The 11443-nt window shown below is 39.4% G+C and carries 15 protein-coding genes and 1 pseudogene; 5 read left to right on the top strand and 11 right to left on the bottom strand.

The features are described 5' to 3' along the window. The first annotated feature begins 423 nt into the window (after positions 1-423). Positions 424-636 carry a hypothetical protein gene (locus tag LS71_RS09065; protein ID WP_034357225.1) on the top strand — a complete coding sequence of 71 codons (213 nt, stop codon included), beginning with the start codon at positions 424-426 and terminating at the stop codon, positions 634-636. A gap of 132 nt (positions 637-768) precedes the next feature. Here LS71_RS09065 and LS71_RS09070 read toward each other — a convergent pair whose 3' ends face one another. After that, on the bottom strand, positions 769-1206 hold the full coding sequence (locus LS71_RS09070; protein ID WP_138109930.1) for a hypothetical protein: 438 nt from the start codon (positions 1204-1206) through the stop codon (positions 769-771). Next, positions 1206-1721 (bottom strand): hypothetical protein, encoded by a 516-nt coding sequence (locus LS71_RS09075; RefSeq protein ID WP_138109931.1) that lies wholly within the window; start codon positions 1719-1721, stop codon positions 1206-1208. The genes LS71_RS09070 and LS71_RS09075 overlap by 1 nt, the downstream gene beginning before the upstream one ends. A 322-nt stretch (positions 1722-2043) precedes the next feature. Between LS71_RS09075 and LS71_RS09080 the strand changes: the two genes are divergently transcribed. Next, the gene (locus tag LS71_RS09080) at positions 2044-2250 is read left to right on the top strand and encodes a hypothetical protein (RefSeq protein ID WP_034357258.1); all 207 of its coding nucleotides are present in this window, start codon (positions 2044-2046) and stop codon (positions 2248-2250) included. A 333-nt stretch (positions 2251-2583) separates the two neighbouring features. On the opposite strand, the gene LS71_RS09515 is transcribed toward LS71_RS09080, so the two are convergent. From LS71_RS09515 to LS71_RS09090, 3 genes are read right to left on the bottom strand one after another with little or no spacing between them, the layout of a single operon-like run. Next, a complete protein-coding gene (locus LS71_RS09515; RefSeq protein ID WP_194145695.1) occupies positions 2584-2757 on the bottom strand; it encodes a hypothetical protein in 174 nt (57 codons plus the stop codon). After that, positions 2754-3149, bottom strand: coding sequence for a DUF1353 domain-containing protein (locus LS71_RS09085; RefSeq protein ID WP_034357295.1), 396 nt, complete (start codon positions 3147-3149; stop codon positions 2754-2756). Before LS71_RS09085 ends, LS71_RS09515 begins: the two co-directional genes overlap by 4 nt. 22 nt (positions 3150-3171) lie before the next feature. Further along, positions 3172-3735 (bottom strand): hypothetical protein, encoded by a 564-nt coding sequence (locus LS71_RS09090; protein ID WP_052058236.1) that lies wholly within the window; start codon positions 3733-3735, stop codon positions 3172-3174. A gap of 508 nt (positions 3736-4243) precedes the next feature. On the opposite strand from LS71_RS09090, the gene LS71_RS09095 reads away from it, so the two are divergent. Genes LS71_RS09095 through LS71_RS09105 form a run of 3 tightly spaced genes read left to right on the top strand, consistent with a single transcriptional unit; the run spans position 4244 to position 5052 of the window. Beyond that, complete coding sequence (locus LS71_RS09095) at positions 4244-4438, top strand: helix-turn-helix domain-containing protein (RefSeq protein ID WP_034357093.1); 195 nt, start codon at positions 4244-4246, stop codon at positions 4436-4438. A 41-nt stretch (positions 4439-4479) separates the two neighbouring features. Next, positions 4480-4761, top strand: a complete 282-nt coding sequence (locus LS71_RS09100) for a type II toxin-antitoxin system RelE/ParE family toxin (protein WP_034357097.1) — start codon at positions 4480-4482, stop codon at positions 4759-4761. A gap of 9 nt (positions 4762-4770) precedes the next feature. Beyond that, positions 4771-5052: a HigA family addiction module antitoxin gene (locus LS71_RS09105; RefSeq protein WP_034357100.1), complete on the top strand. Its 282-nt coding sequence runs from the start codon at positions 4771-4773 to the stop codon at positions 5050-5052. Between the two features lie 42 nt (positions 5053-5094). Here LS71_RS09105 and LS71_RS09110 read toward each other — a convergent pair whose 3' ends face one another. The 6 genes and pseudogenes from LS71_RS09110 to LS71_RS09520 form a co-directional block, all read right to left on the bottom strand. Then, positions 5095-5598: a hypothetical protein gene (locus LS71_RS09110; RefSeq protein WP_138109932.1), complete on the bottom strand. Its 504-nt coding sequence runs from the start codon at positions 5596-5598 to the stop codon at positions 5095-5097. Positions 5599-5633: 35 nt separating this feature from the next. Continuing rightward, positions 5634-7967: a hypothetical protein gene (locus tag LS71_RS09115; protein ID WP_138109933.1), complete on the bottom strand. Its 2334-nt coding sequence runs from the start codon at positions 7965-7967 to the stop codon at positions 5634-5636. A gap of 72 nt (positions 7968-8039) precedes the next feature. Further along, the gene (locus tag LS71_RS09120) at positions 8040-9779 is read right to left on the bottom strand and encodes a portal protein (protein WP_194145696.1); all 1740 of its coding nucleotides are present in this window, start codon (positions 9777-9779) and stop codon (positions 8040-8042) included. Further along, complete coding sequence (locus LS71_RS09125) at positions 9779-10378, bottom strand: hypothetical protein (RefSeq protein ID WP_034356425.1); 600 nt, start codon at positions 10376-10378, stop codon at positions 9779-9781. Before LS71_RS09125 ends, LS71_RS09120 begins: the two co-directional genes overlap by 1 nt. Then, entirely contained in the window at positions 10379-10573 is a 195-nt protein-coding gene (locus LS71_RS09130; protein ID WP_034356423.1) for a hypothetical protein, read from the bottom strand. It lies immediately after the preceding gene. A 220-nt stretch (positions 10574-10793) separates the two neighbouring features. After that, positions 10794-11443, bottom strand: a pseudogene (locus LS71_RS09520) (hypothetical protein); the annotation flags it as partial.

Raw genomic sequence — 11443 nt, forward strand, 5'->3', positions numbered from 1 at the left:
CACAAAAAAGCTATTATTTATCTTTTAATCTATCCTCTAAGCGCCATAATCTCCACTCTTGCACGCCTACCCAGCCCGCCAAAATCACAAGCATCAAAAATTCTAGTGTCATTTTTGCTCCTTTAAAAAAATATGTTACAATACACCACGAGGCAAATTAAGTCCTAAGCCGAAGCTTAGGGCAGCTAGCTTGTCAAAAGCTTGCAAATCGCCAGAACATAAAAAGCGATTTGGAGAATTAACGCTGCAGCTCTTAATTTTTCCATTTGCCTTACTCCTTTCTTAAAAGTTATAAAAGGTAGCCCATTACCTTTTATAATGTAATTATACATTTTTAATGCTTTTTTATACCTTAAAATTATACATTTATAATTGACTTTTACTATAAAAATTTACTAGAATGAAAAAAAAGAAAGGTTACGAATGGATACAAAAGCATTTAAAATAAAACTTATTGAAGCGGGTTTGAATAACCAAGAGTTTGCCAAACTTAGCGGCTTAAATCCCAAATCTATCACCAATTGGAATCAAGAAGGTAAGTTTCCTCCAGCTTGGGTCGAGCCTTTTTTAGACTTTTACACAAAAGCCAAAAAATACGATAATCTCATCGCCGCTTATCCCAAATTAGCGCAATAAAGAGCGTAAAAACATCAGCTTTTAAGAGAAATAGCAAAACTTCTTTAAGGAGCTTACACAGCTCCTTAAAAATCTCTACATTTTTGCGCCATTTTAGCGCCTAAACACCTTTTCAAAAAGCTTTTAAAGCCCTCACTCTAATCCCTCAAAAAACTCCTTTGTGTAGAGCAAATCAAAGCGCACTTTTAATTCGCTATCCGTGATAGAATCCCTCCTGCGCGTATTTTTAGAGAGATATTGTGGCATTCCGCCCTTTTTACTAGCCTCTGTGCCCTCCCGCACGATTCTAATTGCTTCACTCACGCTCTGCTTGCGCAAGGGCAGGGCGAGCTTTATGGTATTGTGGCATTCTATGCAGCCTGTGCCATTCCACACTTCTAAGTTTTTTTGTAGTTTTAGCAGACTCACGCGCTCTCTATCATCGGCATTTATTTTTTTGAAAACTGCTTCATTGCTCGCAATAAGCGTTATTTGATTGTCATAAATCACTTTTAAATCCTGCCTTAGCCCAGAAACAGAAAAATAAAAAAACACAGATACCAAAATCAGCACTAAGATATTATTTTTCATTACTCACCACCTTTCACCCCGCCGCAATGCTCGCACACCTTTGGCTGCTCCTGTGTGGTTTGCGCATGTGGCACTTCAGGCGTTAAATCTGCGCAAGGCTCACTATGTGCAGCATTTCCCTTAATATCCTCAAAATTCCTCATAGGCAGTATTTGCTCATCGCCATAGCGCTCCTTTAAAAGCTTATTAATTTCTTTGCTAAAGATAATAAGCGCAGTGGTGATGATAATTTCAGGCACAGAAGCTGCAAAATACGCCGTAGTGAGCATTGTCCATAAATCATTACTCACAAATTGCGGCAGATAGTTGGAGTTAAAAAATAGCACGACAAAGATAAACACCCCCGTGCTTAGGATAAATTGCAAGATAAAAGCGTAGTATATGAGCTTTATGGGGAGATGTTTGATGTTTATGTATTGCGTAGCGAGGGCTATGGCTATGCTAAATATCCCAGCACACACGCACACAAGCAAGATAATCACCTTAGCGCCTAAACTCTCAAAATTTGATTCCATAGCTCTCCCAAAATATAATTTTTAAGAGCTACTTTTACTCTAATCTAGCGCATTTTAAAGGGGTAATATTTATAGCATCATATGTAGTTTAAGCTAAAAATTATAATAATATAAGTATAATACTAACGATGTTATACATCGGTTTGGGTTGGGTGGGGACTAACTTTTGGAGGCTTTTATGAGACATCATAAGCTAAAAAGGTTGGTGGTGAAGCTTAAGGCTTGGAGGTTAGAAATAACCCTCAAGCTCAAGCTGCTATAAAACCGACTTTCCCCCTTCGGGGGGTCAGTCATTATAGCAAATTTTTAGAAAGATTTTCAAATGGATAAACAAGAATTTAGAGACCTAATGAAGCAAGCAGGTTTCAAAAAAAAACTTGATTTAGCGCGTGCCTTAGGTTTAAGCTATCAAAGTGTAAATAATTGGGGAAGTAATTGCGACTATCCGCAGTATTTAAAGCCATTTTTGCTTATGGCGATTAAAGCTAAAAAATACGATGAGCTTATGGCAAGCTCGCACCATAAATAAAAGACAAACACGCGCAAAAACATTGACATTTTTATAAAATAGTGCTATAATTACGATGTGTTTAAGGGAGACTTTCTTTTTCTTACGATTTGGTATGAGAAAGGAGGTTAGAGATGATAAATATTTTAAGACTCTTCACAGAGTGTATAAAATTGATTAAAGAGCTGCTGACACTCTTTAATCTCATTTTCAAAAACTAGCTTTATAAAAAGCTCTGGCATTTTAAAAGTTCCCCGCTTAGTTTTCTCTTAAACACACACAAATTCATACCAAATCAGCGGGGCTCTTTGGTATGAGAATCTTTTTAAAGAGGCGCAAAATGGCTAAAATTTTTCATTGTCCCCACTGCAACGGCGAGATTAACCCCACTGCAATTTTGCAAGGCAACAATAAAAAAGTTACTAATTGTATCGTTTGTGGCAAATCCTTTGAAGGCTCTAAAAAATCTAAATTCTGCTCAAACGCCTGCCGCCAGCGCGACAAATACGCCAGAGCCAAACAAATCACTCATACCCCTTTAAAAGCGCAAAAGCCCTCACACACGCATAAATAAGCCGCGCTTTCAAAGGATTAAAAGCCTTTGTCTCAAGCATAGATTCTAAAAAAATCTCATCAGCCTCTTTGCGTGAAATCTTGCCCTTATGAAACTGCTCGCATAAATAATCATGCAAAATAGCGCATTTTAGCCCTCTACCAAATTTATTTACAAAAAAATGCGCGCCAAAATTGCTAAAACCATCGCTCCTAAAGCCTTTTGGCACGATGATGCAATGCTCTAATTTTTCACCCATAATATCTAAACGCAAAGGCGCACGATAATAATAAAACCCCTCCAAAAGCGTGATACTCTCACCCTTATCGCTCATAATAAGCCGCAGCTCACTTGTAAAACTACGCATTTTATCTCTTAGCTTTCAAAGCTTACTTTAAAGCCGCTAGCGGGCTTACATACACAATTTTAGCTAGCTCCTGCTCATTTTTAGCCTTTTGAATTTTATCTTGTAGCATTTGCCTATTTCCTACTAAAAGCGCGATAGCTGTGCTATATTTGGCACTTTTCTCCAGCACTTTTTGGCATAATGAATCTAAATTTATCCCGCGCGCCTGTGCAAGAGCAGCTAAAAGCGGGCAAGAAGAGACGACTTTTGAGGCTAAATACGCTCTAGCCTCGCTCTCTTGCACACTCCATGTCAAAAGCTCATCACTAGGGATATACTCGCCCTTAATGCTATCGCACTCATATTCAAAATTTATATTTATCTCTTGGAGCTTTTCACGCTTTTGCGCGCTTAAATCAGGCTTTATAAACGCGTGAGTGAGTGAATCCACTTGCGTGCCTACCTTTACCCACGCTAGCTCATCTGTTGTAAGCTCTTTAACTTCTAAATCCTGCTCATTCCACTCGCTAAGCTCATTTTTAGTAAAAATCTGCGCTACTTGCGCGTTTTGGATAAGGGCGTAAGTTTTTCCTTCTTGTGCTTTCATATTTTTTCGCTAGCTTTTTGGCTGGCGCGTTGGCTTTTTGGCTAAAAACGGTTTCGCAAAGTGTGCGGGTCTTTATGTTTAATAAACTCCCTCGCTCACGCGCTGCACAGCGCCAAAACTAGCTCCAAAATCCTGTCGCGCCTTTTTGTATGGCAAAAAACTTGTTCGCGCTCCTTTCATAATTTTGGCGCATTTTGCGATAAATTCACGCCATAAAAAAGGGGTAAAAATATATTTAAACACATTTTTATAGTATTTTGATATGATTATGCTGATGTTACGCATCGGTTTGGGCGGGTGGGCAGAATACCACTTTTGAAGGCTTTGTATGAAAAAGACGAAGTTTAAAAAGTTGGTTGTAAGACTCAAGCTCTGGAGGCTTAAAATAGCCTTTAAGCTTGAGATATAACCGCTTTCCCCTCTTTTTTAGAGGGGTTAGGCGGATTATAAAAGTTTAAATCTTAAATATAGCTTTTATCATGCAAAACTACGCAAAAAGGCAAATTTAATGGACAAAGCACGCTTTATGGAGCTTTTTAAACAAACAGGCTTTAAAAATAAAAACGAGCTAGCCAAATATTTAGGCATTCCGCACGCTACTTGTAATAATTGGGGTTCTACCACGCCATACCCAAAGTGGCTAGAGAGCTTTTTAAACACCTACATCGAGCTAAAAACGCTTAAAGAGCAAATCAAAAATTGATTTTTATAACATTATGCGTTATAATGAATCAAAGGAGCGGCATGATTATAAGCTTTAAAGATAAAGAAACGCTAAGCTTCTATAAGAGCGGTAAAAGCAAAAAGTTTCCTAAACAAATCCACGCTCGCGCCCTTTTAAAGCTTGATATGCTTCATGCTAGTATAAATTTAAAGGATTTGCGCTCCCCTCCAAGCAATCACTTAGAGAAGTTAAGCGGAGACTTAGAGGGGTTTTATAGCATTCGCATAAATGAAAAATATCGCATTATTTTCACTTATGAAAACGCCACTGCTGCGCAGGTTTGCATTACAGATTATCACTAAGGAGTTACAATGACACGACGCCCCTCACACGCAGGAGAAATCTTAAAAGAGCTTTATCTTAATGATTTAGGCATAAGCCAGCAAGCTTTTGCAAAGGCTTTGGGTGTGAGCTTTCGCACCATTAATGAGATTGTGAATAAAAAACGCGCAATTAGTGTTGATATGGCACTGCGTTTAAGTCTTGCACTTGGCACTACACCGCAGTTTTGGCTTAATTTGCAAAATAATTATGATGTATTTTTAAAAGCAAAAGATAAAAAATTAGCAGACATTAAGCCACTTTTTGCGTGAGAAGCCAAAAGAGTTCTTTTGCACCAGCTTATGCGCATAAAGCTAATAAATCACACTAAAGCTATGACTCCCATAGCTATGCCTGCTCCCACTCCCTGCGCCATATCTAAAAATAAGCGTGCCTTTAGCATTTAAAGTCAAAGCCGCCGCGATACTCTCTCCGCTTTGTGCTACTTGTTTTGTGTGCGCATACATACCACTCCAGCTACTCCAGCCTTTTGTGCTGCCTCTCCAGTGGCGCTCTTGTGATAGAAATCCGCCCATAGAGCCACCCCCACCGCTTAGATGATATAAAAGCGCGCCATTTAAAATCACCTGCACACTATTGCCATGCGCACCATTATTATAGTAGCGCGTGCCTTTTGTGGGCTGATGCCAACCATAAGTAATCTCCCCAGCACCCGCCTGCGCGCTAAAAAACACATCAACAGCATAATCATTTGGATTTTCTATCACAAAATCAAAGCCGTGATTGCCACTATGGCGATAGCTTTGGTTAAACACCTGCCCATCAATGCAATATTTTTGCGTTTTTTCAATTTGCATATCTTTTGCCTCTCACTTATCTTTTTAAAGCTCTCTTAAGCCTTTTTTGCCGCGCCTGCAGTATTTTTTGCGCTAGCGCCCGAATTTTGCTCCTCTGTCTCTGCGGGCAGCTTTTCTGTAGGCAGCGCGGGCGCTTTATCTTTATCATCTTGTGTAGGCAGTGGCAGCACCTCACTCCAAGAGATGATGCAAATCCCGCCACTTGCGATAGTTATAGGCACATTTTCTTTAAGCTGTAAAACCGCGCTTTTGCAATCGCCTCTTTGCCCATAGCCATTTGCATTCCCCGCGCCTCCATTTGCGCTCAAAAAGCTCCCAAAGCTGCTTGCACCCCCACCACTCCATGAATTTGTCGCACCAGTCCCACCGCGCAAAAACACAAAGTAAAATTCCACATCTTTTTTAAGCTCAAAAGTCCCGCTAGCGCCAAAAGTTTGGCTTTTGAAATTTGTGCCATAAGTTTGCTGCGCTATTCTAATATTATTCACAATTTGCGTTAAATCCGCCACCTGCGCAGGCACACTATTATGAATAGCCTCTAGAAATGAATCTTTATTCATTGTCATTTCATTTAAATGCGCATCTTTGCTCACGCGCATAGTTTCTAAATGCGCATCTTTTTGTGTCTCTAAGGTTTTTAGGTGTGTCTGTGTTTGCGTATCTAGCTGCGTGCTTAGCGTGCTTTTTAAATCCTCTAGCTCTGTTTTATGCGCATCTTTCTCATGGCTAAGTTGTGTGGATAAATTATTCTTTTGTGTATCTAAATCTTTGCTATACGCATCTTTGTCATCGCTTAACTCTTGGCGTTTTTGTGCAGTGTGCGTATCAATAGCACTTATGCTTTTATTTTTTGTGTCCTCAATCTCTTTAAGATACGCGCTCTTTATAGATTCAAATTCAGCCTTTATAGCCTCAAAATACAGCAAAAACGCCTCGATTTTCTTATGCGTTTGATTAATTTGCTCTTGCTTGCTAGCAAAGTTTGCCTCTAGCTCGCTTCTTGTTTGCTCTAAAAAGTTCTGAAAATCTCTCAAATCCTCCAACGCCTCTTGCTTTTGCGCTTCTAGCTCATCGCTCAAAGTTTCTTTATGCTCGCTTAATTCCGCGCTTAGAGAGGTTTTTAGCGCTTGGAGATTATCGCTTAGAGTTTGGGCAAGCTGCTTAAATTGCGCAATAGATTCTGTGCTAAGCTTTGTAAAGTTTGCCAACAGGGCATTAAATTTATCCGCATATTCTACAAAATAATCTTTTTGCGCCTCTAGAGCTTTAAGCTTCTCTAGCTCCTCTTGTATGAGTAATTTTGTAGCATTAAACTCATTTTGCTCCCTCTGCACATCTTCTAGCACCTTTACGCACGCGCGCAAATTATCACTCACACTTTTAGCATTTAAATTTGTATTTTCCTCAATTTGTGAGGCTATTTTTACTTGCGCTTTAATGTTTTCTAGCATTTGCGCACTTTGGTTTGAATGATTCTCAAAAAGTTCAATTTGCGCATCTACTTTCTCTAAAAATTGCGCGATGTGAGCCTTTAGCTGCTCATTTTTATCCGCTATTTTATCGCTCTGGCTTTGTATTTCTTGCAAAGATAGCTCATAATTCACATACACTTCGCGGGAGAATAAAAGCAAAAATTCCATACCTTTTAAGCTTAAATGCGTATTTAAAAGCACGCTATCATTAGCGCGCACTTGTGTTTCTACTTCTTTTAAAATATCATCATATTTTGTTTGTATTTGCGCTTGTGTTTGCTCTTTTGTTGGTGTATCTGGCGCAGTTTCTGGCTCTTTAGAATCTGGCTTCTCTGGCTCTTTCTCTGGTGTTTCTGGTGCAATTTCTGGCTCTTTTTCAGGCGCTTTCTCTGGCGTTTTAGAATCTGTCTCTGTTTGTGTCTCTGGCGTTTTGTTAGTTTCAGGCTGCGCCACTTCAGGCGTTTTATTTTCCTCTTTTATTTCAGGCGCGGGCGGTTCTGGCTCTACTTTGTTTTCAACTTCAGGCGCACTCTCTTTCTCTGGCACTTTGTTTTCCTCTTTAGATTCGGGTGCTGGCGTTTCAACTTCAGGCGCTTTCTCTGGCGTTTTGCTATCAGGCTCTTTAGATTCAGGATTTTTAAGCGCGTGTGCATCGTTTAAAAGTTTGGCATATTGCGCAAAGTTTGTATCATCAATTTGCGCAGATTCTAAGCTTTTTAGCACATTTTCGCGCCCTTTTTGGCTCAAATTTTGCTGCGCGCTTACAAACTCCACAAATGCATTCACACTACTTATTTTTGCCATTTGCTCATCTGTAGCATGCTCAATGCACAGGCGCATATACACGCCTGCTTGCCCTAAGCTTTCAAGTTTTTGTTCAATTTGCTCTTGTGTCATTTTTTTCACCTAAAGATAAAATTTTAGGTATTTAACGACAAATCCCGCGCATAAAAAAGGGGTAAAAATGCATTATTTACTTTTACTATCATGTAAAAAATCGCGCGTAGTTTTACTAAGCGCTTGCGTTCTATCTTTTACTATTTCATTGCGCGCGGCACTTAGAGCTTGTGTGTTGGCAATATGCGCTTGCGCTTCATATTTTTTACTTTGCGCTTGTGTTTGGGCAATATCAGCTTGCATTTGAGCTTTTTGCATAAATGCTAGCTCGCTTTGGGCTTGCTCTTGTGCTTTAGCGCTTTCTTGTGCATTTTTATCAACTGCTTGCAATACTTCCTCAATATCCTCCGTAATTTGAGAATCTACATCTTTTAGCATGAGAGGTAAAAGCTGCGTAATAATATCAGGGCGCACATTAGCAATAGTTTTTAGCATTTCACTCCAGTGGGCGAATCGCTCCTCACTGCCTTGCTGCTTTAATTGTGTTTTATACACTAGGTCAAATACGCCGATTTTTAGCGTATTTTGCGGATTTGTGTTGATATTAAAGTAGCGCTCGCCGCGTTTTTTATCAGTGATTCTAAACACTTGCTCTTTAGTGTAGTAATGCTCCATAAGGGCTAAAACCTTCTCATACATCAATCTATCAGCATTGTCTGCGCTATTTACATAATATTGCAATCCCAAAAGTCCTGCTTCACGCCTTTGGGCAATGGCAGTGCCGCTTTGTCGATTTGTAGCCATAGCTAGGGCTTCATCATTTAATCCGCTTATGATTTTAGCAATATGCCTTTTTTGCTCACTCTTAGCATTTAGAGCTTGAATGTCTGCATGATGCTGGATAAATTGTATTTTATTCTCCCTTAAAGCTCCACTTCGCACGCCAACTACAGCATTATCCTTAGTAATTTCATTAAAAAACTCCTCACTATCCTCCACAGCATCGACTTCATAGAGTGCTTTAGTCGTGCTTAGCATATTTGCCATTTTTACTTCTGCAAAATTAATATAATCTTGTATAGGCTTTAAATCTCTAAAGATTCCATACCAATTATCTTTATGGTCAATATTATACTTTGCTACGATAAAAGGGTGGATATTTGGTCTAAAAGGCTTAATCTCATAGCTATAGATTCTATCATTTGGATTCCAAATGTAGCGATTCCAGCTATAGCCGCAAGCCTCACTATCATTTAGCTCTTTTACCCAAGTTTCAATGATAAATGCCCGCTTATCCACCAAATCATTTTTAGACAAATAAATATCTTTAGTTTTAAGCAAAATTTGCGCTTGCGTGAGGCTAATATTTTGCTTTTTATGGAATCTACTTGCATCTAGCGCATTTTTATCCACACTATAGCTATCCACTAAAAAGCTTTGTGTGGGGATAGATTTAAGCGATATAAAATAATTTTGCGCACTATCTTTATTAATCCATAGTTCCACCACGCTCATACCCATAAGCAAGTCAAAATCACGCTTATAAATTTCTTTTTCATACTCACTTTGCTGGTTAAACACACGCAAAAGGTCGGTTAAAACACTGCTTAATGCTCTATCCTCCTCCTGCCTACCGCTTACTTTGATTTCAGTAGCACTTTGTAATTTATAGCCCAAAATCTTATCGCAAATCATTTTATAGAGATTTTCATAAATAGGTATCTGCCCTCTAGATTCTAATTTTTGCAGCTCTAAAGTATCAAATTGACTTCCATGATAGTATTTTTTAGCCTGTTTGTATTCCTCTATGCTTTTATAATTGCTTTGCTCATCAAGCTCTAGCATAGCATTTAGCTCACTTAAATTTAGCATTAAAACTCCGCCTTTGTGTAGAGATTTGTCGGCGCTTGAGATTTGTTTATAAGCGCACGCAAGTTGTTTTTTTCAAGCTCAAATTCAGTCCTAAAAGCCTGCAGCTTAGCTATATTTTGCGTATGTGTTTCTATAAGTAGCACATCGCACAAACTTCCTAAAGCTATGGCTTTATTAAACATAAAATCAAGCCCTAATTCATCATCACCGCTTTGCAAAAGCGGCATAAAAAAGCTAGCAATAAGCTTAAATTCAGCCCTTTTGTGCGGATTCTTAGCAATATTATAGATATTTTTGCGCAGATGATATAAGCAAGGCTCTGTGTGCCTTAGAGCCATTTTTAAGCTTTTATAGCCCAAAGGCGCGCCATTAAGCTTGCATTCATAAATCACAGCAATTTGCAAAGGCAGGCTAAAAGGCTCATCGCACACCTCTTTTTGCAATGCATGCACATTTTGAGAAAACTCGCTAATAAGCTTATTGCGCACAAGGCTTAGTATTTCAAGCAGTTGCCCTTGAGAAAAGCGCAAATCATCAAGCTTCTCATCTCTTAATAAACTTCTTAAGATTAAAAGCGCATTAGCCGCGGGATTGTCCATTTACTGCCTTTGAGTGGGTAAAAGCACCACTAAAGTGCTTTCTTTCTCGTTAGAATCCGCCTCTTTTGGTTTTTGCTCTTCTTGTGGATTGTTTGGCGTTTGCAGTTTTTTAAACCAATTACTTATCTTTGCTCCAGTGGTAGAGCTATTCATACCTTGCGCGAAGGCTTTTGCTTTGTTTTTATCTACTGCCATTTCTTTTTGCGTTGGCTTTTGGGCTAAAAATGATGATTATTCGCGCGTGTTTTGGTCATTTGCGTTTAGCAAACTCCGCGCTCACACTTGCTCTAAAACATCGTTTTTATCTCCAAAATCCTGCCGCGCCCTGTCGCATAGCAAAACGCAGCTTTTTACGCGCTCCTTTCATAATTTTGGTGCATTTTTGCTCAAATTCACACCATAAAAAAGGGGTAATTTAAAAATTCCACGCCACGCGGCGAGTCCCACCATTTAAGAGGGGTCTATGCTGCTTACGCACCTTTATGCTTACAGGCATAGGTGCGCGCACTGCTGTGTGTGCGAGCGCACTAGCGATACAATCAATGCAATCATCTTTCCTAAAAGGTTTTGCGGGATTAAAGTGTAAAAGCTCCTTTTTTATCTGCTCTAAACCCCTAGCGCCGTGTAAAAAGCGCAAAAATCCTGTGTTGTAGTAAGGTTTTAGCGCCTTAATTTTCTCAATTTTGCTCACTTTGCGGCTTGGCGCGTAGGAAGTGATGAGATTTGTGATGATATTTTGCCCTTTTGCTTTTAAGTTTGTATTAATTTTAATAATCTCCTTTTGCAGCAGCCGCTCTAAAATCAGCCCACCCCCCTCACTTTCGATAAACACCTGCGCTTTGGGGAATTTCAGCATCAATTCTAGCAAGTTTCTTAAACTCTCCTCCTCGTCCCAAATGCCATAAAGGCAGTCTTTTATCGTGTATGCCTCCACGCCTTGCAAATTCTCTACGCCCACCACCACCATAGCGCGATTATCCGCTGCTCTATCCAAAGAAATGGCATAATCCACAAAAATATACTCATTATGCGCGCCTAGCTCGTATGAGGGGATAATTTTAAAAT

This window comes from Helicobacter jaachi (genome assembly GCF_000763135.2).
Lineage (GTDB): Bacteria > Campylobacterota > Campylobacteria > Campylobacterales > Helicobacteraceae > Helicobacter_C > Helicobacter_C jaachi.